Raw genomic sequence first — 24,441 nt, forward strand, 5'->3', positions numbered from 1 at the left:
GAGCGGCCCTGCATTTCCGAGTCTCCCGACCAATCAGCCGAGGAGTTCGTTGACCTTTTTCATGACGGCAAAGGCGTCGCCCACATAGAGTACGTCGCATTTGCCCTGGGCCCAGCCGCACCCGGCATCGGTGTTGATGGCCCGGCGCTCGCCGATGAACCGCCAGCCGACCACATGCGGCTCCTCGCCATGGCAGCAGGTGGCCAGCCCCTTGGCGTGGCGGGGCGAAGAGCCGGTCTGCCCCACCTGGTGCATGTGCGTCAGGAACGAAATCACCGCATGCCCCTCGCCAGAGATGTCCACCAGGGACTTGGAAGAGCCGAGGGAACTCTTGGTGGCGTTCAGAAAGGTCAGAATGGTCTCCTCGGCGGCATCCACATGGACCGCGCCGTCGGCTTGCTTCTTGGTCCAGCCCGCCCCGGCCACCAGGAGCACCCTGGCATCGGGCCGGATGGTCTGCTGGTCGGCCGAAGGGCATTCCAGGCCGGACACGGTGGTACGTGTCGCCACATCCACGGCCAGCGCCTCCACCTCGGCCTTGCCCGCGCCGGAGAAGGGCTCGGCGCAGCCGGAATCGAGGGTCAGCACCCAGGGCCGCTCGCTGCGGGTCAGGGTGCCCTCCATGCGCTGACGGTAGAACCAGCGCCGGGCCACGGGCTGTCCGTCTGCCGCTTCGAGCCCCGAGAGATGCGTGTCCACCCGGCCGCCCAGGCGCACGGCCAGTCCGGGCAGGGCGCGGCTGAAGCGCGAGGTGGCCGGAGCCACGACGATTTGCGCATCGCATGCCTTGGCCACGGCCTCGGCAGCGGCCAGATCAGAGGCGTAACGCCCGTCAGCAAAGGCGGGGCCAGACACGCCGTATATCCTGGCGCCGCATTGCGCCACGGAGTCTGCCGCGGCAGTCACCTCCGCGCCGATGATGCCCACGACCAACGTGTGCCCAAGCCCCCCGGCCAGCGCCGTGGCAGCCGTGAGCGCCTCAAGGGCGGACTTGTGCAGAGTGCCGTCGCATTCGGTGTGTGCAAGAAAAAGAACGGTATTCATATCGGATACTCCCCCTATGCCTTGAGCCATTCGACGATTTCGCGGGCCATGTCGTCCACCGGCACGTCCTTGACCACACGGGTCTCGCGGCGCTGCTGGGGCACAGCCACTTCCGAGAGCCTCAGCCCTGAGCCGGAAAGATCGGCGGGCTTGGCCTGCATCAGGGCGGGCATGTTCTTTTGCATGTTTTGCATACCTGTCTGCGGATTGTTGGGCGGCTCGGGCAGCTCGCCCGTGGCCCAACCGAACACCGCCGGAGCGCCGGATACCACCGAGATCTGATACGCGCCGCCTTCGATGCGTTCCTTGACCTCCATGGACCCGTCGTCGCGCACCGCAAGCTTGTCCACACCCTGAAACTGCTCGGTGACGCCGAGGATCTCGCCCACCATCTGCATGACAGCGCCGGACCCCCGCGAGGCGGACTGCCAGCCGCCGAAAAGCAGCAGCTTGCCGGTGTCCAGTCCGGCGATGCCCTTGATGGATTCGGCCAGCACCCTGGCGGTCTCGAAGCTGTCGGTGAAGCCCGAGGCCGGGCCGTCGGCCACCACCAGTTCAAAGGGAGCCTTCTGACTCACGGACATCATCACCTGCTGCAACTTGGCCTTGGGCGCCAGGCTCACCAGCCAGACGCGACTGCCGGGGTTGGCCTTGGCCAGGGCTGCAGCCTCAAAAAGGGCATGCCCGGCCCAGGGATCAAGCACGGCTGGAAGCATCATCTCGTTCTTGAGCGCCCAGCCGGAAGGGCCCTCGGTCGGGGCCAGTGTCTGAAGCGGGTCGGGCACGATGCTTCCGCAGACCACGATATGCAATTCGCTCATCAGTTACTCCTTGGAATGATTCCACAACCCGGTCACAGCCAGGCTGCACGACAGGACCATCCGAAATGGTTCAAAAGCGGTGTGCATTGGCGCACCCCGTGCGTATAGCCTAATTCTCCACGGAATGCAGCCCGCCCGAACCGGCCAGGAAGCGGACGTTGGTACGCTCCTTGTCCTTGGGGTCAGACTTGCTGCAATTCCAGATACATGCTCCGCAATGGACACATTTCTCGCGGTCAAAAAGCGGGACGCCCCCCTCGGGATTGACGGAAATGGCCTGTCCCGAGCACGCCTCGATACAGACCCGCTCGCGGCACGCCTCGCAGGTGTAGGGATCGGCAAAGCGGACATGGTCGGCGTAGCCGGGCGCGGCCTGGACCTTGCCGCCCAGGAGCAGCGCATCCTGATGAGAGACGAGCAGGGTGCCGTCCAGGGGTATCTGCGGCCAGCCCACGCGGTCCATGAGGGCATCGTGCAGCGACTTGCCCTGGCGGGCGCACTCGGCCCTGATCTCGCCTATCTCGCCATGGGCGATGTAGCCCTCGTAGTAATCCTCGATGGTCGGGATGCGGTCCTGGGGCTTGCGCGGAGCGCCGGGCATGTTCAGCAATCCGCCGGTAAGGCCGCTGAGTCCCATGCCGATGAATCCTTTGACCACGGACGAGACAAACCCGTCACGCGATTTTTCGGCCACCCTGGCCTCGGCCTCGACCCAGGAGGCGCGGCGTCTGGAGACATAGCTGGCTTCGAGATTCTCCCGAGTGAAAGGCTTGCCCGCCTTCATCAGCTCCAGCACGGCCTCGCCGAGCATGACGCCCGTGGCCCATGCCTCGTCCACGCCCGAGCCGGTGAGCACGTTGGTGGAGCCGGAGCCCTCGCCGATACGCGCAAACCCGTCGCCGCAAAGGACAGGTTCGCCGCGCCGCCCCGACTCCTGCAACGATTTTGCGCCCCAGGAACGCAAAGCGCCACCCTGAAGCCGCTTCCACAAATAGGGGTGGAGCATCCAGTGCTGCATGTAGCGGTAGGCGGTGCGGACCGGATTGTCGAACCAGGAAGGAACGAAGATGCCCAACGAGGCCACATTGCCCGGATAGACATAGAGGAAGCCGAATATTTCCGGCTCGGGGTAGCCGATGGTGTGCAGCACGGTGCCGGGCTGCCAGTCGCACCCCTCGGGCAGGTCCACCACGCACTTCATGCCGATGGCCCATTCGCGCTGATGATTGCCTTCCGGCAGGCCCAGCTCGCGGTCCAGGTGGCGACCTACCGGCCCCACAGGGCCGTCGGCCACCACGGTCAGGGCGGCCTTCATGTCCATGCCGGGCATGGAGCCGGGGGTGAGTGCGCCGTCCTTGCCCACGCCCTGATCGACCATGCGTACGCCCCGGACCGCCCGGCCCTCCACAAGGGGTGCGGCCACCGGGCTGCCCGGCCAGATCTGGGCCAGGCCCGTGCCCATCAGGTTCGCCCCGACCCACTGGTTGAATTGGCCTATGGAAAAAATCATGCCCGGATGCTTCTTAAGAAACGGCGGCACATATGGCAACTCGAAGGCCTCGTCCTCCATCCAGCGGGACAGGGCCTTGTCCGCCAGCCGGAAGGCCGTCGGCCTGCGGCTGGCACCCACGGGATCGCCCAGATAGACCACTTTCTCCTCCACGACCTCGTGGGCCATGGGAATCTGGGTCAGGTCAATATCGGGAAACGATGCCCTGATGGCGCGCCCCTTGGTGACCACACCGGACACGCCGAACCCGATGTCGTCGGCGCGTTCGTAGCAGATGACCTGCGGTGGCATGCCGGGCATGGCCGCGCTCTCCACGGCCGGGGTGCCGTCCTCGTTCATCAACCCACGCGTCAGGGTGGTCAGGAACCCGCCCGCGGCCGGGCCGAAGCCCACGCAGACGATGTCCGCCTCCATCTCGGCGCGGGGAATCTCAGGGGTGTCCGGGGAATCGCTCATGGTGCCTCCGATGGTGACTCCGGTGTTGCCTCCGGCGGCCAGGAAACCTGTTGGCAAAGGTTCCCCGGACCCTCAAAGGCTATATGGTATGCGCTGCGGCGTTTCGGTTCTGGTCACATTGATCAAGAAAAGAACGGGAGGGAAGCGCTGTGTTACGCTACCCTCCCGCATTGTCGTTACCCTATGGGATAATCCAGCGCCTCGGGAATCATGACCTCGGTGAGGGCGTTGCCCGCCCGATCCCTGGCCTTGCGCGACCCGGCCATGCACATGTCGATCCTGGCCTTGAGGGCGCGGAATCCGGGCAGTTCGTCGCGGCAGCAGTCGCCGTGGTCGCCGGGCAGACTGTCCGGGGCGTTGCACTTGCATTCGTTGAAGCCGTAGACCAGCTCGGTGCAGATGCGGGCCACCTCGCCAGCGGCACGGGCGGCCTGGACATGGCAAAGATCTTTATAGAATCCGGTCAGATCGTCAATACCGTCGGCCAAGGTGGGGCTCATGGGTCCCTTCTCAATGAGTTCCATGACGTCGCAGGCCAGGAAGTAGGGGCCAAGCAGCCAACCCAGGGCGTCGGCCATGGGGAAGGTCACGCCTTGGCGCTTGCTGTGGAAAAGCTTGCGGCCGTCATCGTCGGTGGCGTTTTGCAGATGATTCAGGGTCCACTGCCAAAGCTCCATGGCCGAAGCCAGGACAAAGCCGCCCAGGCCGGGAACGTCGCGACCCGCCCGCTGCATCTGGCGCACCCAGGCGCTCATGGTCGCCTGGAAGACCTCGCTGGTCATGGTCATGGTCAGATGACGCCGCTGCACGGCCTCGGGGCCTTCGTAGGTGGCCTCAAGCTGGGTGTCGGCCCATTTCTGCATCAGGAAACCGGGGCAATCCTCGGTGATCCCGTAGCCGCCGACCATGGCCACGGCCTCGCGCATCATGGTGGCGCCGACTCCGGTGTTCCAGAGCTTGACTCCGGGATTGAGCACCCCGGCCAGGGCCTCCATATAGGCGTACTGGACCAGGGTGTCCGCCCTGAGGGCGTCGAGACGGGCCTGATCGCGCTCGGCGGCCGGGGCGTATTCGAGGTCGATGAACTCTTTGACCTGATCGTGCATGGTACGCAGGACGGCCATCTGCTTGCGCGGGCTGGTCACGCCCTGGGCCTCGAAATGGGCCTCCTTGGCCTTTTCAATGGGATCAAAGGCATCGGCCAGCCTGGAAGCCGCAAAGGCCAGGGAACACCCCGCCTCGCCCGAGGCCCATACATCAATGAGCCGTTGCAGGGCGTCCTCGTTGATCTGGATGCCCTTGTCGAAACGGGGCGAGCCTTCCTTGCAGGAATCGCCGCCCCGAAAACGGTTGCGGTGGTAGCGGATGACCGGCTCCACGGCCGAGAGCAGCTTGGCCGAGGACATCAGGCCCACCGGGATGCGGGTGCGGTGAAAGACTGCGCCGATGATCTCGGAGTGGTTGTATTTGGGCACGATGACGCCGTCCACCACGTCGTAGCCGCCGATGATGCGGCTGGCCGGAACCTTGAGGTTGAGCACGGGATCGCGGGTGGAGGAAAGCTGGTGGACCATCTTGAGGGTGGGCGCACCCCGGTCGAAGAGCCCTTCGTCCGAGTCCTCGAGAATGACCATGAACGAGCCCTTGATGCGCTCGTCGGCCGACTCAACGGCCGCGGTGACGAAATTGGCGAAGTCCATGTTGGTGATGAACCGGCCCCGCTTGTCGATCTGGAGGACCGGCTCCTGGCCGTCCCGCCACTCGGCCACGGTGGCTTTGCCGCAGAGTACCCCGGTGTCAACGCCCACATAAGGCAGCGGTTCGGTCAGGGCAAACGCCCCGCGCCAGATCTCGCGGTCCTCGCCCGGCTGCGGCGGCACACATTTGGCCATGTAGAAATCGCGCTGCTCTGGCGTGCCCTTCTCGTGGATGGGGGCCAGGGCCAGGTTGGAGGCCAGGGAGCAGGTGGCCGCGCCCGCGTCCACCCAGGACAACTCGAAGGCGACCAGTGACAGGGCCAGATTCTTCGGCCCTTCGATGAAGCCGCCCTGATGGGGGTCCATGAACAGCGCGGTCAGCCCCGACTGGTCGAAGGCGGTGAGCAGCTCGTTCTTCTGGTCGGTCCACTCGTGGGTGTTTCTGGCGCCGTCCGCCACCAGCCTGGCCACCACGCTCCGGGCGATGGCCCGGGCGGACTGGACGGACATCTGAAGATCGAAACGGTCGGAGAAACGCCACATGATCTGGCGGACGTCGTCTCCCGGGAGCGTACGCAGTGTATACATTGAACCTTTCCTGAGTTTGATTTTGTGCCGGAATTCTGGACTATATAATAGTAGTTGGGCACGATAGGGGAAGTTCCACCATGAGTCAAAGTGTTTTTGGCTCTCAAACACCCGTTTACCCCGCATCCTGCCTTGATTCCCGGACTTTCCCGCCTCGCCGGTCCATCCCCCGCAGGGCGTGCTCCAGATTGCCCGGAGCCGCAGTCGGCCGGGAGTGGGCCCGCCTGGAAGACTGTCGATTATAATGCCCGCAAGCCGCGACTCCTTTGACTTCCGCACCTGTTGGCGGCACAGTGGCTATGCCCGTACCGGCTCCAACGCCATGAACCAGCACCTAGCGAACATAGCCAGCCTCGCCGACGCCATCCGGCTCTGCCGCGCCGCCCCCTTGCCCGCTGACACGCCGGATCTGGCCGGGATCGCCGCCGAATTTGCCGCTACGGTCGCTAAACTGGGGCCGGACAAAACCTCCCAGGCAGGCCCGATGGCCGACGCGGCCCTCAACCTCTTCCGCATCGCCCGTTCGTCGAGCGACGGGGCCACTCTTCGCGCCTGCCTGTCCGGCATGCTGGCTGCAGGCCGCTTCGGCAGGCTCTTGGCAGGTCGGGTAATCACAGGCATGACCGTGTCCCTGCACGAAATGGCCGCAGTGGTCGCACAGCTGCCGACTTACTCCCGGCTGGCCCTGGCTCACGAGATGCTGTGCGACATGCGGACCATACCGGACAAGCCGCTCTTCTCCTGGCTCGAGGGGCTGGTCCGCCCCCTTGTCGAGACCGAGCCGGACGGGCTGATGCCGTTCCTGGCCGACTTGGCCCGCGAGGGCGAAATCCTGGCCTTCCCGGTGCGTCAGGCGCTGGCTGACCGCGGATTCGAGCAATGGCTCGAGTCCCGGCTGACCTCAGGAGCGGAGGGTACGGACCTCGACCGTCTGTGCCTTGCCATGGCTGCCCTGGATTCGCCGGAACTGGCCGCCAGCCTGATCCGCGCCATGGCCGCCGGGCTCACAAGGCCCACGCCCACTGCCCTCCGCACCGTGGCCGCCCTGACCGAGGCGGACAACCGCGCCGCGCTCGACATGTTCCTCAAGACGCTCGCGTCCTGCAGCCGCACCCGCTGCGACGTTTCCCTGGCCGGGGCCTGCCTGGACGGCATCATCGCCCAGGACAATCCGGCCACAGGGCGGCTCATGGCCACCATCCGCCAAAAGAAACCGTCCCTACGCCGGGTGGCCGACAGCCGTGTGCCCCTGCTGGGCGACACCACTTTCGCTGCCTACATCGCCGCCCTGCCCGCAGACCAGCGGGCCGGGGCCGGGGCCGACGGTCTTACCGCGCTCAGGGCCGTGGCCCCGGATTTCGTGGAGAGCGCCGGGCGGGGGGGCGCCATCAGACGAGCCGCCAGTCCTTCGCACCCTTCCCAGCCTGCAGAAACACAGCCCGATGAGACCAAGCCCGCCACTTGCCCCAAACAGGGTCTTCTGGCCCGGCTCCTCGGCCCCAGACGAAAGACCCTGGACACGATGCTGACCGATCAGCGCAACATCCGCGACATGGATCTGGCCCGCTCCCGGGTCCAAGGCCGGGAACTGGACGGCAGGGAACTGACCGGGCTGGACCTCTCGGACTCCACCTTCACATCCGTCACCTTTCTGCGGGTCAAGGTGGCCGGTTCCCGGTTGACTGGCAGCGTATTTTCAGGCTGCTCGGCCACCGGATGCGCTTTCACGGCCACGGATTTTTCCGGCGCGGACATAACGGACGCCGCCTTCACAAAATGCACCTTCACGGACTGCGATTTCACGGGGGCAGCCATCTCGGGCTGCACCTTCACCGGCTGCCGGTTTCAAACCAGCGCATTCGGCGGGGCCGCGCTCCTGGACATGCGCCTCACCAGGACCGTGTTCACGGCCTCGGCCCTGGCCGGCTCCACCCTGCACGGGGTACGCGCCCGTTCGTGCCGATTCGAGGACACTGACTTCACAGCCGCGTCATTTACGGACTGCGCCATGGCCGGACTGGAGTTCTCGAACTGCGTCATCACAGCCGCGAACCTTGACGGATGCGCCCTGCACTCCGCGACCATGCCCGGCACCACCGTGACAGGCTGCCGGGTCCAGGCATCGGACATCCCCCACTCCCTGTTCCTGGGCAACCGGCTCGACCGGCTGCCCAAGGCAGCCGACAGATTCGCTTCGCAGAACCTTGAAAACGCGACCGACGCCGGGGAGGACAGCCAGCCGGACAATGCCGTAGCGATCTCGCACGACTGGTCCAGAGAATTGACCTTCATGCGGCGCGAACGGAGCATCCAGATGGCCAACCGCAAGCGGTTGGCCCGGGCCGTGGGCCGTCTCGCCCCGGAAAAGCGGGCCTATCTGCACATGCTCCCCCATCTGCTGGCAACCGACCTGTTCGAGACCCGTTTCGGGCTCGACAATGTGCCCGCCTGCGAGATCTGGGGCTACTCCCCCACACTGACCGCCATCGAACTGTGCCGTCAGTTCTTCCCTGGCACAACCCCTTCGGGGACCAGGGCGCGGCTGCGCATCCTTGCCGTGTACGCCATGGGCAGCTTCGGCACCGTTGCCCAGACCGCGCAATCCGACATCGACTGCTGGGTCTGTTATGACGGAGAGGCGGACCCCGGAATCGAGGCCGGACTGCGCCGCAAACTCGACGCCCTGGGCCTGTGGGCAGAGAGCGAGTTCGGGCTTGAGGCGCACTTCTTCCCCATGCGCATGGACGACGTGCGCGACAACAGGTTCTCGTCGGGCGACGAGGAAAGCTCGGGCTCGGCCCAGGCGCTGCTGCTCAAGGAGGAGTTCTACCGCACGGCGGTACGCATCGCGGGCAAGCACCTGGCATGGTGGGTGACACCGGCCGGGGCCGACATCTCCACCCACGATGCCTGTGTGCGGGCTGCGCAACGCTATCCGGCCATGGGCCGCCCGAGGCTCGAGGACTTCGGCCACCTTGCGCCCGTGCCGCCGGACGAATATTTCGGCGGATCGCTGTGGCAGATGGTCAAGGCGATCCACTCCCCCTTCAAATCGGTTCTCAAGCTCGGGCTGCTTGAGACCTACGCCGACCCGGCCGCATCGCACCTGCCCCTGTGCGACCGCATCAAGCGCAACCTGTTCATGAACCGCCGGGGGATACGACGCACCGATCCCTACGCCGGGCTCTTCAGCACCCTGCGCACCTACTACACGGATCGCGGCGACACCAAGGCCGCGAGCCTGCTCACCGAATCCTTCCGGCTCAAGGCAAGCCTGCGCGACATGGAATTCTTCCTGGGCGCCCCGGCCCGGATGGAGGACGCAAGCCTCGTGGCCACCCTCTTCGGCCGGGAGTGCTCCGAACCCGAACGCCGCTGCCAGTCTGAAGCCTCCTGGACCTTCGGCAAATCCCTGAAGATGGGCGACGCCGTGCGCGACTACATGGTCTCCACCTACCAGCGCATCCAGGCGAGCCTCTCGGAGGGCGCCCGACGGGACGTGCGTATCAACCCGGAAGACCTGACCCGCATGGGGCGGCGCATCGCGGCCAATTTCTCGCCCAAGCCGCACAAGGTCATGCGAGTCCCCTTCATGGATGCTCAGGGCGGAGCCTTCGCCCTGCTCCACTTCTCGGCCAGGAAGGCTCCGGGCAAAAAAACCGTGTGGATCACGCGGGGCGGCTCAAGGGCCGAGGCCAAAAAGCCCTCCTCCGCCCTCCATATCCTGCACACGGGCGACGATCCGGCGCACATGCTCGCCTGGCTGCTGGCCAACCGGCTCCATACCCCGCGAACCCTGCTCCAGGGAGACAGGACCATGGCTCCCCTCTCCCTGGCCGACCTTCAGAAGCTCATGCCCGCAATGCACGAATTCTTCCCCTATGCGCAGACCTTTGAGCCCGACATCAACGAAGGGCTGACTCCCGAGCGCGTCAACCGCGCCTTCTTCATCTTCAACCTCACGGCCGCGCCGGATCAAAAGCGCATCGAGCAGGTCTCGGTGATCTATTCCACCAACTGGGGCGAGATGTTCTGCCGCACCTTCCACCACCCCGGTCCGATCCTGGAGCGCCAGCCATCCCAGTTCCTGGCCGAGGCTCTGAACCAGCCGGTCACGGACATTCCTCGGATGGCCCAGTTCCTGCCCAAGGGGTCGCAGTGCAAGCGGATCAATCTGATCTGACGGAGTCGAGCACCCAGGGCCCCTGCCCGCGGGCGGGCAGGGTCACGACGCCTTGCGCGGCAAGAGCAGAGAGAGGAAAAAACCGGCCGAGGCCACGGCGATGATGGACGCGCCCGAGGTGATGTCCGCCTGATACGAGACCGCCAGCCCGACAACCGTGAAAAGCCCGCTGAGCAAGGCCGAAAGGACCATCATGGCCCCCAGGGAACGGGTGCGGCGCTCGGCGATGAAAGGGGGGATGGTCAGCAGCGCGATGACCAGGATCAACCCCACCACCCGGATGACCATGACCACGCTTAAGGCCACCATGGAAATGAGCAGGCAATAGAGGGCATCCACAGGCACACCACGGGCCCGGGCGAACTCCTCGTCAAAGCTCATGGCCAGGAAGCCGCGATAAAAGGCGAGGACCAGGCCGGCCACAAGACAGGCCAGACCGGCCATCACCCAGAGGTCGGAACGCGGAACGGCCAGGATGGAGCCAAAGAGGTAGCTCATGAGGTCCACGTTGTAACCGGGGGAGAGGTCGAGCAGGATGATGCCAAGGGCCATGCCAGCGGCCCAGATGACACCGATGACCGTGTCGGCCCGCTCCCGGACGCGCAGGGTGACAAGAGCCATGACCAGTGCCGCGCATAGGGTAAAGCCCGTGGTCACGGGCAGCACGGGCAGGCCCAGGAAAAAGGCCAGCCCCACCCCGCCGTAGGAGGCGTGGGCGATTCCGCCGGAGATGAAGACGATGCGGTTGACCACCACCAGGGTGCCGATGATGCCGCAGATGAGGCTGGCCAGCAGCCCGGCCAACAGCGCGTTGCGCATGAACTCGAAGTGGAGCATTTCCATCACGACTCGTCCCCCTCGCGGTGACGGCCCAGCACCCGGTGAGGCACATCGCCGTGGGTCACCAGCTCCACAGGGCAGCACAGCTCGCCCTCGCCGCCGTACCCCATCCTGAACATCTCGCCGGTCAGCTCGGGAGCCTTGTGAAAATGCAGGCTGCGGTTGACGCAGGCCACGGACTTGACCCCCGAGGCCAGGGACGAGATGTCGTGGCTGACCATGACCACGGTCATGTCGCGATTCAACTCGGCAAGGAGCCGGAAAAGGGAGTTGCGACTCCTGGAATCCACGCTGGCCGTGGGCTCGTCCAGCAGGAGCAGTTCGGGATCGTCCACCACGGCGCGGGCGATGAACACCCGCTGCTTCTGCCCTCCCGAGAGGTCGGCCAGGGCGCGGTGCGCGTGGTCGAGCATGTCCACACGCTCCAGGGCGCGGCGGGACTGCCGGGCCTCGTCCTGTCCGCCGCCGAATCCGGCGATGCGCTTAAGGCCGGTGCTGACCGTGCCCATACGCACCGCGTCGAGCACGGTGATGGGAAAAGAGCCGGAAACATGCGTATGTTGCGGCAGATACCCGATGCTTCCGCCCGCTTCCCCCGCGGGAACGCCCAGGACGCGCACCGTGCCGCTGTCGGGCTTGAGCAGGCCAAGCATGACCTTGAGCAGCGTGGATTTTCCGCCCCCGTTGGGGCCAAGCACGGCCAAGAAATCGCCGCGTTCCACGGTGAGCGAAACATACTCCAGCACCGGAACGGAGCCGAAGCGCAGGGTCAGCCCATCAATTTCTATAACATTTTCAGCCACAAAATACTCCCGATGGTTCATGACCCGTCAACGACTCCAGGCTAGCACGGCCCCTGCCTCATGCCAACCAGGCATATGCCCAGGCCCCGGCAGGAAGAGCCAGGGCCGCAGCATAGAGGGCTCCGTCCGCCAGGGGGGAGGGCAGGCCGGTACGGCTGGCGCCCACTCCGGCCAGCCCGCCAAGAAGCAGGCCGGCCGCAAAACCGAACAGATGTGCGCCCAGATCGGTGTTCTCCCCGGTACCAAGCATGGCCAGCAATCCCAGCCCGGCTGCCACCGGCACCAGGGCCGATCGCAGGAGACGGGCTGCACGGCGAGCCAGGGGTTCGCCGTTCAGGCCCAGACCATGCAGCCCCCCCCCAACGGCGAAGGGAGCGATGGCCGCCAGCACCCCGGCAGCGCCGAAGGTGGCTGTGGAAAAACCGATAGCGTTGTGCGGCGCGGACAGGACCATGGAGTTTATCATATTGCCCAGGCCGCCCGAGAGCATGGTCAACAGCCAGGCAAGCCCGGCCCCCAGACGCCGCGAGGCAAGCCAGACAAAGACCCCGCCGATGACGGCGTTGCCCAGCACATGGGCTCCGTCCCCGTGCAGGGTCAGGGCCGTAAAGAGCCGCCACCACTGGCCCGAAAGGATGCGCCCGGCATCGGCGCTGCCCAGTTCGAGCCACAGGGCCGGGTAGACCCCAAGCCCCGGATAGGCGCGGTTGTATGCCCAGAAAAAGAGCACCAGCAGGGCCATGGCCGCCAAGGTGGGCTCCGGGCCGCTCACAGGCCGCAGATCGGGCAGTGATGCCGGATGCCGACCCGGCGCGTTTTCCTCAAGATACAGGCGGATTTCGGCGGCCGCCCGCTCGGCGAACCACGCCTGCACCTGGATCGAATACCCCTGCCCCTGATCGGGCCGCAGTCGCCGCTGACGATGGGGAATGTGGCGCGAGGAGAGGACCAGGGACCATTGCCGGGCCGTGGCGTGATCCAGGGCAACCGCTTCCCCGTCCAGAACCAGGGGGGCCAGTTCGGTCCAAGACGGCCTGACGGCCCGGCCCAGAAAGCCTCGGGGTATCTCGTGGCTGTGCATGTCGGCATAGTAAGGCAAATCCCGGCCGGGTCAATGCGCGTGCGCCCTTGCGTCCCATGGCCGGGCGGTCTATGAACCGGAAAACCGCAACCGGAGACCACCATGCGCCCCAACGCCTTCGCCCCAGTCCTCGCCCTGATCCTTGTCGTGTCCCTGCTCGCCCCCCTGCCAGCGAGCGCCGATGACGACCTCGACATCATGGTCGGCCAGATGCTCATGGCCGGGTTCCGGGGCTTCGCCGTGACCCCGGACAGCCCCATCGTCCGCGACATCCGCGAGCGCCACCTGGGCGGAGTCATCCTCTTCGACTATGACGTGGCCATGAACAGCCCGGACCGGAACATCGACTCCCCGGCCCAGGTGGCCCGGCTCACGGCCGATCTGGCCGGGTACGCAGCGATCCCCCTGCTCGTGGCCGTGGACCAGGAGGGCGGGCGGGTGCAGCGGCTCAAGCCAGGGCGCGGTTTTGCCGGATCGCCCTCGGCCAGGGAGCTGGGAACCCTGGACGACGCGGCCATCGAAGCCGCCGGGGCCGAGGTGGGGCGGACCCTGCGCCGGGCGGGGTTCAACCTCGATTTCGCGCCTGTGGCCGATGTGGATGTCGATCCCGACAGCCCGGCCATCGGCAGGCTCGGGCGCAGCTTCTCGGCCAACCCTGCCCGCGTCGGCCAATGCGCCGGACTCTTTCTGGCCGGTCTGGCCAGCCAGGGCGTGACCGGCTGCCTCAAGCATTTCCCCGGACACGGCAGCGCGGGCACGGACAGCCACCTGGGCGTCACCGACGTTACCGCCACCTGGAGCCGCGACGAGCTCATTCCCTACCGCATCCTGATCAACCGGGGTGCGGCCCGGATGATCATGACCGCCCACATTTTCAACGCCCGGCTCGACCAGGACCATCCGGCCACCCTCTCGCGTCCGGTCATCACCGGCCTGCTGCGCCAGGAGCTCGGCTTCGACGGCGTGGTCGTCACAGACGACCTGGACATGAAGGCCATCACCGACCGCTACGGCCGCGACGCGGCCATCCGGCTGGCCATCGAGGCCGGGGCGGACATCCTGCTCATCGGCAACAACCTGACCTACGACCCGGACGCGGTGCGCCTCGCCCACGGCCGGATCACGGCCATGGTCCGCGACGGAATCATCGCCGAGGCACGGATCAGGGAGTCCTTTGAGCGGATACTGCGGCTCAAACAGAATCTGCCCGAATAGCCGCGACAAGACGCCAGCCACGCACAAGGCCCCGCGCATCACAGGATGCACGGGGCCTTTTTGCATTGATAGACATGGGCAACGCCCGCAGGAGCCCTCTACCAGAGCCACCCGGAAGAGCCGGTGGTAAGCCGGACGGGGCGCAGGGACTCCTCCATGGTCAGGTCCACATCGCTGCCCGCAAGCCTGACCCCGCTCACGCGGCGCAGAAAGGAAAGATAGGAGAAAGCCTGCTCGTCCAGGGCCGGGCCACAGGACGTGCCATCATGGGTCAGATCGTCAATATGGAGTACGCTCCCCTCAAGGACGTAGCTGCCGCTGAAGGTGCCGCAGCCCGCGCCGCCGCTCACGCTGCCGTCAGGGAAAAACTCGATGGTCAGCGGCTCCTTACCCACCACCGAACGGCCGGACAGGGACCCCACGGTCCATTTTTTGCCCACCAGGGCGCTTCTGACCGCTTCGGGGTCCACCGGGGCTGCTTCCTTGGAGCCGCATCCTCCGGCCATAATGAGGGCGGGCACAAGGACGAGGGCAAGGGCAAGGGCGGCCAGCTGGGGCATTGGACGCGTCGCATTGGGCATGAACTGTCTCCTTGTTGATTTCTGCCCCCAAGTGGTACCAGTCGGCGCAACCCATTGGCAAGAAAAAGGCCCGGCCCCCCTTCGCCGGGCCGGGCCTGAGTGGGCAGCGGGAGGATTACTCGACCACGGGGCAGCGCTTCAGCGCCTCCTCAATATCGCGCTGGGGCAGCTCGAAGTTGGTCAACAGCCCATGGTTGAAGGCATCGTAGGAGGCGAGATCAAGCAGGCCGTGGCCTGAGTAGAGGAAGACGACGACATCGTCGGGCCCGGCCGTTTTGGCCGCCTCAATGGCCCCCTTGATGGCGTGGGATGTCTCGGGCGCGGGCAGAAACCCCTCGGTCTCAAGGAAGAGCCGGGCCGCCTCGAAACACTCGGTCTGGAAGTAGGCCACGGGCTCGCACAAGCCCTCGGCCACCACATTGCAGACGATGGGCGCGTCGCCGTGATAGCGTAGGCCGCCAGCATGGATGGGCGCGGGCATGAAGTCGTGCCCCAGGGTGTGCATCTTGACCAATGGAGTCAGCCGGGCCATGTCGCCGTAGTCGTAGCGGTATTCCCCACGGGTCAGTGTCGGACAGGCCCGCGGCTCCACCGGAATGAAGCGGACCGGGTCGCCCGCCAGCTTCTTGGGCAGAAACGGCAGCACCAGCCCGCCGAAGTTGGACCCGCCGCCCACGCAGCCCACCAGATGGGTCGCTTTCTCGCCGATCATGTCGAGCTGGGCCTGCACCTCAAGGCCGGTGATGGTCTGGTGGATGATGACGTGGTTGAGGACCGATCCCAGGGCGTACTTGGTGTTGTCGTGGGTGGCGGCGTCCTCCACCGCCTCGGAGATGGCCAGCCCAAGCGAGCCCTTGCAGCCCGGATCGCGGGCCAGCATCTCGCGGCCGGTGCGCGTCTGCTCGGAGGGCGAGGCGAAGATGGTGCCCCCGTAGGAGTTGATGAGCATCTTGCGGTAGGGTTTCTGCTCATAGCTGACCTTGACCATGTAGACCACGCACTCAAGCCCGTACTGGGCGCAGGCAAAGGACAGGGCCGTGCCCCACTGGCCCGCGCCGGTCTCGGTGGCCAGCCGCTCCACGCCTTCCATCTTGTTGTAGTACGCCTGGGGCACCGAGGTATTGGGCTTGTGCGACCCGGCAGGAGAGACGGACTCATCCTTGTAGTAGATGCGGCATTTGGCGCCGATGGCCTTCTCGAGCCTGTCTGCCCGGACCAGGGGCGAGGGCCGCCAGAGCCTGTAGATATCCTGCACCGCCTCGGGAATGTCGATGAACCGCTCCTGGCTCATCTCCTGGGCTATGAGAGAGTCCGGGAAGATGGGGGCCAGCATGTCCGGGGTAATGGGCTTGTGGGTCTCGGGATTGAGCGGCGGGGCCAGGGGCGTGGGCAGATCCGGCATGGGATTGTACCACTGTGTGGGCATCCTGTCCTGAGGCAGAAAGATCCTTTTGAGCATGAAACTCCTCCAAACTGTTGCATATGGTCCCCGGGCGGGCAATGACGCCGGCCGGGCACGAAAAAGCCGCCGGTTCGGCAACCGGCGGCTCCACAGGCCCTTGACCGCGCACGGCGAATGGCCGCCGTCGGCAGACGGCGGGCACGCCCGGACGCGGGCTCAGGACCGGGGCCGCTTGACGTTGCGCCACCCGCGTCCGCAGAAATAGGAATGCGATATGGGTGTGTTCATGGCTTTCTGGGTACGCTCAATGGCCCGTCCGAGTCAAGCCGGGTCAGGAAGCGGTTCCGGGAACCATCTCGGGCAGGATGACCCCGGCCGGTCCGTGCAGGGCGAAATCCATCAGCCCGGTGCTGGGCGTGGGCTCGGCATTGATTTCCACGGTGACGGCCCCGTGATCCCTGGCCAGCTGGTGAAAGGAGGCCGCAGGCTGGACAAGGCCGGAGGTGCCCACCGAGAGAAAGACATCCACGTCCCGAAGCTGGGCCACTGCCAACCGCAACACCCCGGGCGTCAGCGGCTCCCCGAACCAGACCACGCCAGGCCGCAACAGATGCCCGCAGACCGGACACTCGGGCAGGGGCGGCAGCGCACTGCGGTCCTCGCGGGCGTGGGTGCAGACCGTGCAGCGCACCTGCCACAGACTGCCGTGCATCTCCACCAGCTTCCGACTCCCGGCCTGACCGTGCAGCCCGTCCACGTTCTGAGTGATCAGAAGAAAATTCGGAATCAGCCGCTCCATGGCCGCCAGGGCCAGATGGGCGGGGCCGGGCTCGCACCCGGCCACCAGGGTTCGCCGCCAGTTGTAGAATTCCCAGACCAGCTCCGGGCGGGCCGCAAAGGCGTCTGGCCGGGCCAGATCCTCGGCGCGATGGGTCTTCCACAGCCCGTCCTGACCGCGAAAGGTGGGCACCCCGCTCTCGGCCGAAACGCCCGCCCCGGTAAGCACCACCACTTTCCTGCCCGGATCGAGCAGGGCCTTGACCATTTCGATGTTCGCCTGCATCTCGTCCCTTACCGGCTGTTGAAAAACGACTATCTACAGTATTCATGTTCTTGTGACCGTCTGCGAGACCGGGTAGCGGCTTGCAATCCGGCCGAATAAACGTCATAGTCCGCTTCCCGTTTTACTCAATCCCAACCGAACATCCGCTGTTTCATCTCGCGAAGGAGGACGCTTTGGCTGAAAAGACCATCTACTACATCGAAGGTGACGGCATCGGCCCCGAGGTCTGGAAGGCCGGACGCCCCGTACTCGACGCCGCCGTGGCCAAGGTTTACGGCACGGCCAACTCCCTGAACTGGGTCGAGCTGCTGGCCGGCGAGCGCGCCTATGCCGAGACCGGCGAGCACCTGCCAAAGGCGACCATGGACGCCCTGGCCGGGGCCGAACTGGCCATGAAAGGCCCGCTCCAGACTCCGGTGGGCAAGGGGTTCCGCAGCCTCAATGTCACCCTGCGCCAAGTCTTCGACCTCTACGCCTGCATCCGCCCCATCAAGTACTTTAAGGGAATCGAGTCCCCCGTCAAGCGGCCCGATCTCGTGGACATGACCGTGTTCCGCGAAAACACCGAGGATGTCTACGCGGGCATCGAATACCAGTCCGGCAGCGCCGAGGCCAAGAAACTCATCGAATTTCTGGCCGACGAACTGGGCGCAAAGGTGGACATGAGCGCCGGAGTGGGCATCAAGCCCATCACCCCGGCCGGGTCCAAGCGGCTGGTCAAGCGCGCCATCGACTTCGCCCTGGAACACGGCAAGCCGTCGGTCACGCTGGTCCACAAGGGCAACATCATGAAGCACACCGAGGGCGGCTTCCGCGCCTGGGGCTACGAGCTGGCCGAGCAGGAATACGCTGGCAGGGTCGTGCGCGAGGGCGAGGACGGCAGCGGCGTGGTCATCAAGGACCGCATCGCGGACGCCATGTTCCAGAACGTGCTCATGTACCCCGAGCAGTATTCGGTCATCGCCACCACCAACCTCAACGGCGACTACATCTCCGACGCCCTGGCGGCGCAGGTGGGGGGCCTGGGGCTGGCCCCTGGCGTGAACATGGGCGACACCCTCGCCTTTTTCGAGCCCACCCACGGCACGGCCCCGACCATCGCGGGCAAGGACATGGCCAACCCCGGCTCGCTGATCCTCTCCGGGGCCATGCTCCTGGAGCATATCGGCTGGACCGAGGCCGCATCCCTCATCCACGCGGCCATGGAAAAAACGCTTCAGGACGGCAGGGTGACAGTGGACCTCGCGGCCCAGATTCCCGGCGCAACCCAGGTGGGCTGCCGGGAGTTCGGCGAGATTCTGCTGGCCAACCTGTAGGGCTGTTGAAAAACAACGATCTGCTTCGTTGCTCAAAAAGGTCAAGGCCTCGCGTACCTGAAGTACGCTTCGGCCCTGACCTTTTTTCGTGCTTCGCATCTCACCATTTTTGAACAGCCCCGGCATTGAGATTTTCAGAGGATTACTCGTTGGAACGACCAGATCATGAACAAGGGCCGCCCCCGAGATGACGGGGGTGGCCTTTTCGTTGTTCTCAAGGCTGGCTCCACAGCCTTGGGCGGGCCGCGAACCCGCGCCCTGTCGCGGTTTCCGGCCGATTTCGACCGGGATTGTTTGACCAGCCGGAAAACCTGCGGTAACTTCACGCATTACCATGACCGCACGACTCCGCCATATGGGCCGCTTCATCCGGGCCGCGCCCTGGCCCTACATGACCGGGCTGGCCTCGCTCCTGCTCGCCTGTGCGCTAGCGGGACTGGGCCTGACGCACCTGGCCCAGACCAACCCGGCCCGGGCCGTGGTCCTGGGCGGATGGGGCGCGGGCTGGCTGGTGGTGGGTCTCTTCGCCATGGCCGACGGGGTGTCCCGCTACCGCGAATACCAGCGGATCAAGGCCATGCTCCTGCGTTTCGGCTATTCCGAGCGCATCCTCGAACCCCTGGCCCGCTCCCGCTGCCAGCGCGATGCCGCCCTGCTGGCCGCCCGCGAGGCCGGGCACGGCGACTGCGCCCGCGCCTACTTCACCGCCCTGGGCTACCGCTGGTACCACATCCTGCCCGATTCGGTCATGCGCAACCCGCTGGCCTTCCTGCGCCCGAGCTTTCTGCGCTCGTCGTTTCTGCCCGGCAAAAAGGGGGGGCGCCGCGAGGCAGCGGACGCCAAAGCAACTACCCCGGCCGCCGCGCCGGAGCTGTCTGTCCACACCGGCCACCTCCGGCCCGACGGCGTGGCCCGGCACGGAAAGCAAACCGAAACGCAACTCTCGACTCCGCGGTCGAGATGCCTCCCCAGCGTTCAGATGCCGTCAGAATGCGCTCCGGGCACAGAGGGCTCCCACGCCTAACCTCTCCCCCCATCTCCCCAGGCACAAACAAAAAGGCCCGCCATGACGGCGGGCCTTTCGTGTTTGGGGGCTTGGGAGGCGCTACTTGATGAAGAGCATCTCCTGGTAGCTGGGCAGGGGCCACAGGTCGTCGGCCACCACGCACTCAAGGGCGTCGGCCACCTCGCGCACGGCGAGCATGGCGGGCAGGATCTTCTTGGTCTTGTAGACCGCCTCTTCTTCCACGGACTTGAAGCTGGCTTTCCCCATCAACTTCTCAAGGGCTTCGGTGTTGGCCTGGAGCTTGCGCAGCTTGGCGGTGATGTCCTGGAGAATGGCCGTGGTCGGCTCGATGCCGGCGGCCTTCATGCTGGCGGCGGTGGCGGCCAGCTCGCCCTGGTAGCGGATGGCCGCGGGCAGAATGATGGTCCTGGCGATCTTGCACACCAGCAGGGCCTCGGTCTTGATGGCCTGGTTGTACTGCTCGTGGTAGATCTCCACCCGGGAGTGCAGCTCGGCCTCGGAAAGGACGCCGTACTTGCCGAACATCTCGACCACGTCGGCATCGCCGATGCAGGGCAGGCAGTCGGCGGCGGTCTTCAGATTGGGCAGGCCGCGCCGCTTGGCTTCCTTCTGCCACTCCTCGGAGTAGCCGTCGCCGTTGAAGATGATGTGGCCGTGCTTCTTCATGATGGCCTGGATGACCTTCTGGCAGGCAGCACCGAGCTTGGAGGCGTCGCCCTTGGTAATCTTCTCGATCTCGTCGCAGACAAAGTCGAGGGATTCTGCCAGCATGGTGTTCAGGGCCACCTGGGCTCCGGCGATGGATTGGTTGGAACCCACGGCGCGAAACTCGAAACGGTTGCCGGTGAAAGCGAAGGGGCTGGTTCGGTTGCGGTCGCCCGCGTCCATGGGCAGCGGGGGCAGGGTGTCCACGCCCACGGTCAGGCAGTCCTTGGTCTTGCATCCCTTGAGGCTGCCCTTTTCGATCTGCTCGAAGATGTCGGTCAGCTGCTCGCCGAGGAATACGGACATGATGGCCGGGGGGGCCTCGTTGGCGCCCAGGCGATGGTCATTGCTGGCCGTGGCCACCACGGCCCGCAGCAGTTTGCCGTACTTCTCCACGGCACGGATGGTGGCCGCAGTGATGGTCAGAAACTGCATGTTCTCGTGCGGGGTGTCGCCGGGATTGAACAGCGAGCCCTGCGAGGGGGTGGAGAGCGAGAAGTTGAGGTGCTTGCCTGAACCGTTGATGCCCGCAAAGGGCTTTTCGTGCAGCAGACAGGCCATGCCGTAGCGCTTGGATACGGACTTCAGCGTTGTCATGAGAATCTGGTTGTGGTCGGTGGCCAGGTTGGACTGCTCGTAAATGGGCGCGATCTCGAACTGGCCGGGGGCCACCTCGTTGTGGCGGGTCTTGACCGGCACACCCAGCTTGTACAGCTCACGCTCCACTTCGAGCATGAAGGAGAGCACCCGGCGCGGGATGGCGCCGAAGTAGTGGTCGTCAAGCTCCTGGCCCTTGGAGGGCTTGGCCCCGAACAGGGTGCGGCCGCAGACCATCAGGTCGGGCCGGGCGAAGTAGAAGTTGCGGTCCACCAGGAAGTATTCCTGCTCGGGCCCGGCATTGGACACGACCATCTCGCCGTTGTCGTTGCCAAACAGGGAGAGGAAGCGGCGTCCGGCCTTGTTGATGGCCTGGTTGGCGCGCAGCAGCGGGGTCTTCTTGTCCAGGGCGTGTCCCTTCCAGGAGACGAAGGCCGTGGGGATGCACAGGAAGGTGCCGTTGGGATTCTCGATGATGTATGCCGGGTTGGTCACATCCCAGGCGGTGTACCCACGGGCCTCGAAGGTGGCCCGCAGACCGCCGGAGGGGAAGCTCGAGGCGTCGGGCTCGCCCTGGATGAGCAGCTTGGGATCGAACTCGGCGATGGCCCCGCCCTCGCCGTCCGGGGTCAGGAAGCCGTCGTGCTTCTCGGCGGTCAGGCCGGTCAGCGGATAGAAGACATGGGTGTAGTGGGTGGCGCCCTTGGAGAGCGCCCATTCCTTCATGGCCGCGGCCACCGGGCCGGCGATGGCGGGGTCCATCTTCTCCCCGGCCTTCTTGGTCTTCATCAGGGACTTGTACACGTCCTTGGGAAGCATCGCCTTCATGACCTTGTCGCTGAAGACGTTGGACCCGAATATCTGCGCCGGGGAGGTCTCGGCGAAGTTCAGCGGCTGATTGGTGGGTTTGTAGTTGGTCACCGCAGCGATGGCGGTCTGACGTGTCTGGTATCCGCTCATGAATGACTCCTTATCAGGCAAGTGGAAGATGTTTCCGGACAGAGCCGGACCAAAGGGCAGCCTGCCCCGACTGTCTTGCCCGCCCCTCTACCAAGGAACGTGCCAAACAGAGAAAATTCATCAAGAACAAATAGTTAAACAAAATCAGCCAGCATGGCCTCTGACAAAATAATACGAAAATGTATCACAATTGCTCTTCCTGCCGCTTTCAGGTTTCATTTTTGTGAAACGAAACGTACTTTTCTTCCAACGCTTCGAAATAAATGCTTAATATTATCACATTAATGAGAAACCGGCCTCTGCGTACCGCTGGCAAGACCGCTACCAGTCCCCAAGGACTGGCACGGATCGGTCATGCCGCGGCATCTCTTTGCATTTTTACCAAAAACGTCACAAACGGCTTTGCCATACCTGAGTGCGCCGGAAGGATGAAGGATCAGGGGGGATCAGAAGGGGGGCGGCGACGAGAACTCCATGGGCTGGCGTGTGGCCGGATGGCGGAAACGCAGGGTCGAAGCGTGGAGCCGGAGCTGCCCCGGCCCAGTGCCCGTGCCATAAAGCCGGTCGCCGACGATGGGAACCCCGAGGCCCTTGGCGTGAGCCGCATGAAGGCGGAGTTGATGGGTCCGGCCGGTCAGAGGCATGAACTCCACACGGGTGCGCCCGTCCTCGACGCCGAGCTTCCGCCAGCGGGTGACACCCGGCTTGCCGCCCTCGGGATCGTAGACCTGGCGGGGCCGGTCGGCCGGGTCGAGCCGGAAGGCCAGTTCGATGACGCCAGCGTCCTGCGCCACCACCCCGTCCAGCAGGGCCACATAGCGCTTGCCCACCAGCCGCTGCATGAACTGCCCGGACAGGGCGCGGTGAGCCCGTACGGTCAGGGCCATGACGATGAGGCCGGAGGTATCCTGATCCAGACGGTGGACCGAAGGCTGGTCGAGACACTCCGGGAACAGAGCCTTGAGGCGGCTGACCACGCAATCCTGGTTCTCCGGCCCGCGACCGGGCACAGAGAGCAGACCGCCGGGCTTGTCCACCACCACGAAAAGCGGATCGCGGTGGAGGATGGAGAGTCCTTCCGGGATGCGGATCATGCCGGGTCGAGCCCGCAGAGCATGTGGCCGAGAATGCGGCCGCATTTCTGGGAACAGGAGGTGTAGACCCCGCCGTGTCTGCGGGTGCCCGAGCGGTTCTCGCGGCCAAAGTAGAACTCGGCAACGCCCAGAGGGATCAGGTTGTGGCGGGCCGCATAGCCCAGCAGCTTGGGTGCGCAGCAGTCTCCCGTGCCCGCGGGGATGCCGCTTTGGCCAAGCACGATCTCGGGCAGGGGTTTCGCCTCGTTGCGGAAATTGGGGATGCGATAGAGGGCGTGGATGTCGAGCATGAGGGCCCGCGAAATCTCCGCCCGTTTGGCGGCCAGGACAGCCCGTCCGGGGTCGCCCTCGGGCAGACGCTCCATGTCGCGGCCAAGCCGCTTGATCAGCCGCTCCACCCCGGAGCTCATGGCGGCCAGTTCTTCGGTATTCACCAGAGGCGGCACCCAGCCGGGCACATGCCACACGCCGTTGAGCTGACCCGAGAACGCCTTGAGAACTCCGGTGCGCCCCTGTTGATCGCGGCAGACGAGGACACCGAACATGTGCCCGCGGGCCTCGCCGAAGAGGGATGCGGTGGAGAGGGCAGGGTCCGCGGCCTCGGCATTGACGTGCATATCCACCCGCCCGGCGCTGGTCAGGCTATGCAGCAACTCCCTGGCCTGGGCCAGGGCAGGCCCCACGGGCAGGGAATGGGCCCTCCCGCACCGGGCGCAAAACCCGGAGCAGGCGGTACGCCCGTCGCCCTCGACAGATATTTCGATTGGTTCCATCAACATATAAACGTACAGTGACCCCACCGCTGTGTGCGATGGGGCCACTGTACACCGAAGGCAGATGGGAACCAAGTGCAAAATCTACCTGATGTTCAACCCCGCTGATCCCAGGAACCGGACGGAGAGAATCTCGTACTCGATGCGGCCTCGCGGGGCGTCCACCACGACCTCGTCGCCGGCCTCCTTGCCAAGCAGGGCGCGGCCCATGGGCGAGAGCACGGAAATGGAGCCGTTCTTGTGGTCAGCGTCGTCCGGGCCGAGCAGGGTGAACCGCTTGGTTTCCTCGGTCTCAATGTCTTCGATCTCCACAGTGGCCCCGAATATGGCCCGCTCGCCTCCAAGGGTGTCGAGGTCGAGAACATCGAAAAGCGGCATGCGCGAGTTGATGTAGGTGATGCGGGCCTCAAGCATTCCCTGGCGCTCGCGGGCGGCGTCGTATCCCGCGTTTTCGCTCAAGTCGCCCTCCTCGCGGGCCTCCTTGATGGCCTGAATGATGGCGGGCCGCTGCGCCCGAAGCTCTTCGAGTTCCTGTCTGATCTTTTCAAAGCCTTGTTTGGAAATGGGAATTCTGTCCATTGCGTGTTTCCTTCCTGATTATGATAAGGTAAAAAAAAAGAGCAGATGCGCGGCTACTCGTGAAAGGGACCGCGCCCCTGCGTTCGTCGTCTCGTGTGCGTGACAA

Annotated in this window: 18 protein-coding genes; 4 read left to right on the forward strand and 14 right to left on the reverse strand. The window is 65.3% G+C overall.

What is annotated here, in order from left to right; all coding sequences use genetic code 11:
- Positions 1 to 33: 33 nt before the first annotated feature.
- The 4 genes from GKC30_RS02045 to GKC30_RS02060 form a co-directional block, all read right to left on the reverse strand.
- Positions 34 to 1,044 carry an electron transfer flavoprotein subunit alpha gene (locus tag GKC30_RS02045; protein ID WP_155932002.1) on the reverse strand — a complete coding sequence of 337 codons (1,011 nt, stop codon included), beginning with the start codon at positions 1,042 to 1,044 and terminating at the stop codon, positions 34 to 36.
- Between the two features lie 14 nt (positions 1,045 to 1,058).
- Positions 1,059 to 1,865: an electron transfer flavoprotein subunit beta/FixA family protein gene (locus GKC30_RS02050; RefSeq protein WP_155932004.1), complete on the reverse strand. Its 807-nt coding sequence runs from the start codon at positions 1,863 to 1,865 to the stop codon at positions 1,059 to 1,061.
- A gap of 109 nt (positions 1,866 to 1,974) precedes the next feature.
- Positions 1,975 to 3,831, reverse strand: a complete 1,857-nt coding sequence (locus tag GKC30_RS02055; protein WP_155932006.1) for a 4Fe-4S ferredoxin — start codon at positions 3,829 to 3,831, stop codon at positions 1,975 to 1,977.
- 176 nt (positions 3,832 to 4,007) lie between these two features.
- Entirely contained in the window at positions 4,008 to 6,116 is a 2,109-nt protein-coding gene (locus GKC30_RS02060; protein ID WP_155932008.1) for an acyl-CoA dehydrogenase family protein, read from the reverse strand.
- A 244-nt stretch (positions 6,117 to 6,360) separates the two neighbouring features.
- Between GKC30_RS02060 and GKC30_RS02065 the strand changes: the two genes are divergently transcribed.
- Positions 6,361 to 10,299, forward strand: a complete 3,939-nt coding sequence (locus GKC30_RS02065) for a class I adenylate cyclase domain-containing protein (protein ID WP_231116992.1) — start codon at positions 6,361 to 6,363, stop codon at positions 10,297 to 10,299.
- A 42-nt stretch (positions 10,300 to 10,341) separates the two neighbouring features.
- Here GKC30_RS02065 and GKC30_RS02070 read toward each other — a convergent pair whose 3' ends face one another.
- The 3 genes from GKC30_RS02070 to GKC30_RS02080 are packed head-to-tail and all read right to left on the reverse strand — an operon-like array spanning position 10,342 to position 13,023.
- A complete protein-coding gene (locus GKC30_RS02070; RefSeq protein ID WP_155932369.1) occupies positions 10,342 to 11,142 on the reverse strand; it encodes a metal ABC transporter permease in 801 nt (266 codons plus the stop codon).
- Positions 11,142 to 11,942, reverse strand: a complete 801-nt coding sequence (locus tag GKC30_RS02075; protein WP_367613924.1) for a metal ABC transporter ATP-binding protein — start codon at positions 11,940 to 11,942, stop codon at positions 11,142 to 11,144. The genes GKC30_RS02070 and GKC30_RS02075 overlap by 1 nt, the downstream gene beginning before the upstream one ends.
- A 58-nt stretch (positions 11,943 to 12,000) precedes the next feature.
- The gene (locus GKC30_RS02080; protein ID WP_155932012.1) at positions 12,001 to 13,023 is read right to left on the reverse strand and encodes a rhomboid family intramembrane serine protease; all 1,023 of its coding nucleotides are present in this window, start codon (positions 13,021 to 13,023) and stop codon (positions 12,001 to 12,003) included.
- A gap of 102 nt (positions 13,024 to 13,125) precedes the next feature.
- Here GKC30_RS02080 and GKC30_RS02085 point away from each other — a divergent pair, with 102 nt between their 5' ends.
- Positions 13,126 to 14,238, forward strand: coding sequence for a glycoside hydrolase family 3 protein (locus GKC30_RS02085; RefSeq protein WP_196772782.1), 1,113 nt, complete (start codon positions 13,126 to 13,128; stop codon positions 14,236 to 14,238).
- A 98-nt stretch (positions 14,239 to 14,336) separates the two neighbouring features.
- Here GKC30_RS02085 and GKC30_RS02090 read toward each other — a convergent pair whose 3' ends face one another.
- From GKC30_RS02090 to GKC30_RS02100, 3 genes are all read right to left on the reverse strand, one after another.
- Complete coding sequence (locus GKC30_RS02090) at positions 14,337 to 14,819, reverse strand: META domain-containing protein (protein WP_155932014.1); 483 nt, start codon at positions 14,817 to 14,819, stop codon at positions 14,337 to 14,339.
- 115 nt (positions 14,820 to 14,934) lie between these two features.
- Positions 14,935 to 16,278: a TrpB-like pyridoxal phosphate-dependent enzyme gene (locus GKC30_RS02095; RefSeq protein ID WP_155932016.1), complete on the reverse strand. Its 1,344-nt coding sequence runs from the start codon at positions 16,276 to 16,278 to the stop codon at positions 14,935 to 14,937.
- A gap of 274 nt (positions 16,279 to 16,552) precedes the next feature.
- Entirely contained in the window at positions 16,553 to 17,284 is a 732-nt protein-coding gene (locus tag GKC30_RS02100) for an SIR2 family NAD-dependent protein deacylase (protein ID WP_155932018.1), read from the reverse strand.
- A 173-nt stretch (positions 17,285 to 17,457) separates the two neighbouring features.
- On the opposite strand from GKC30_RS02100, the gene icd reads away from it, so the two are divergent.
- Complete coding sequence (gene icd, locus GKC30_RS02105) at positions 17,458 to 18,600, forward strand: NADP-dependent isocitrate dehydrogenase (RefSeq protein ID WP_155932020.1); 1,143 nt, start codon at positions 17,458 to 17,460, stop codon at positions 18,598 to 18,600.
- Positions 18,601 to 18,934: 334 nt separating this feature from the next.
- On the forward strand, positions 18,935 to 19,624 hold the full coding sequence (locus GKC30_RS02110; RefSeq protein ID WP_231116993.1) for a hypothetical protein: 690 nt from the start codon (positions 18,935 to 18,937) through the stop codon (positions 19,622 to 19,624).
- An 81-nt stretch (positions 19,625 to 19,705) separates the two neighbouring features.
- Here the strand turns inward: GKC30_RS02110 and GKC30_RS02115 are convergent, their stop codons facing one another.
- The 4 genes from GKC30_RS02115 to greA all read right to left on the reverse strand — a co-directional run bounded on the left by GKC30_RS02115 (position 19,706) and on the right by greA (position 24,335).
- The gene (locus GKC30_RS02115; RefSeq protein ID WP_155932022.1) at positions 19,706 to 21,889 is read right to left on the reverse strand and encodes a glutamine synthetase III family protein; all 2,184 of its coding nucleotides are present in this window, start codon (positions 21,887 to 21,889) and stop codon (positions 19,706 to 19,708) included.
- 446 nt (positions 21,890 to 22,335) lie between these two features.
- Positions 22,336 to 22,983 carry an RluA family pseudouridine synthase gene (locus GKC30_RS02120; protein WP_155932024.1) on the reverse strand — a complete coding sequence of 216 codons (648 nt, stop codon included), beginning with the start codon at positions 22,981 to 22,983 and terminating at the stop codon, positions 22,336 to 22,338.
- Positions 22,980 to 23,756 carry a hypothetical protein gene (locus GKC30_RS02125; RefSeq protein ID WP_231116994.1) on the reverse strand — a complete coding sequence of 259 codons (777 nt, stop codon included), beginning with the start codon at positions 23,754 to 23,756 and terminating at the stop codon, positions 22,980 to 22,982. The genes GKC30_RS02120 and GKC30_RS02125 overlap by 4 nt, the downstream gene beginning before the upstream one ends.
- 84 nt (positions 23,757 to 23,840) lie before the next feature.
- The gene (gene greA, locus GKC30_RS02130) at positions 23,841 to 24,335 is read right to left on the reverse strand and encodes a transcription elongation factor GreA (protein WP_155932028.1); all 495 of its coding nucleotides are present in this window, start codon (positions 24,333 to 24,335) and stop codon (positions 23,841 to 23,843) included.
- Positions 24,336 to 24,441 lie beyond the last annotated feature (106 nt).

This window comes from Pseudodesulfovibrio alkaliphilus (genome assembly GCF_009729555.1).
Classification (GTDB): Bacteria; Desulfobacterota; Desulfovibrionia; order Desulfovibrionales; family Desulfovibrionaceae; genus Pseudodesulfovibrio; species Pseudodesulfovibrio alkaliphilus.

Bases quoted from the DNA above. Each gene is read 5' to 3' on its own strand.
- GKC30_RS02045 (WP_155932002.1), bottom strand. From the start codon at position 1,044: ATGAATACCGTTCTTTTTCTTGCACACACCGAATGCGACGGCACTCTG.
- GKC30_RS02050 (WP_155932004.1), bottom strand. From the start codon at position 1,865: ATGAGCGAATTGCATATCGTGGTCTGCGGAAGCATCGTGCCCGACCCG.
- GKC30_RS02055 (WP_155932006.1), bottom strand. From the start codon at position 3,831: ATGAGCGATTCCCCGGACACCCCTGAGATTCCCCGCGCCGAGATGGAG.
- GKC30_RS02060 (WP_155932008.1), bottom strand. From the start codon at position 6,116: ATGTATACACTGCGTACGCTCCCGGGAGACGACGTCCGCCAGATCATG.
- GKC30_RS02065 (WP_231116992.1), top strand. From the start codon at position 6,361: ATGCCCGCAAGCCGCGACTCCTTTGACTTCCGCACCTGTTGGCGGCAC.
- GKC30_RS02070 (WP_155932369.1), bottom strand. From the start codon at position 11,142: ATGGAAATGCTCCACTTCGAGTTCATGCGCAACGCGCTGTTGGCCGGG.
- GKC30_RS02080 (WP_155932012.1), bottom strand. From the start codon at position 13,023: ATGCACAGCCACGAGATACCCCGAGGCTTTCTGGGCCGGGCCGTCAGG.
- GKC30_RS02085 (WP_196772782.1), top strand. From the start codon at position 13,126: ATGCGCCCCAACGCCTTCGCCCCAGTCCTCGCCCTGATCCTTGTCGTG.
- GKC30_RS02090 (WP_155932014.1), bottom strand. From the start codon at position 14,819: ATGCCCAATGCGACGCGTCCAATGCCCCAGCTGGCCGCCCTTGCCCTT.
- GKC30_RS02095 (WP_155932016.1), bottom strand. From the start codon at position 16,278: ATGCTCAAAAGGATCTTTCTGCCTCAGGACAGGATGCCCACACAGTGG.
- GKC30_RS02100 (WP_155932018.1), bottom strand. From the start codon at position 17,284: ATGCAGGCGAACATCGAAATGGTCAAGGCCCTGCTCGATCCGGGCAGG.
- GKC30_RS02110 (WP_231116993.1), top strand. From the start codon at position 18,935: ATGACCGCACGACTCCGCCATATGGGCCGCTTCATCCGGGCCGCGCCC.
- GKC30_RS02115 (WP_155932022.1), bottom strand. From the start codon at position 21,889: ATGAGCGGATACCAGACACGTCAGACCGCCATCGCTGCGGTGACCAAC.
- GKC30_RS02120 (WP_155932024.1), bottom strand. From the start codon at position 22,983: ATGATCCGCATCCCGGAAGGACTCTCCATCCTCCACCGCGATCCGCTT.
- GKC30_RS02125 (WP_231116994.1), bottom strand. From the start codon at position 23,756: ATGGAACCAATCGAAATATCTGTCGAGGGCGACGGGCGTACCGCCTGC.
- greA (WP_155932028.1), bottom strand. From the start codon at position 24,335: ATGGACAGAATTCCCATTTCCAAACAAGGCTTTGAAAAGATCAGACAG.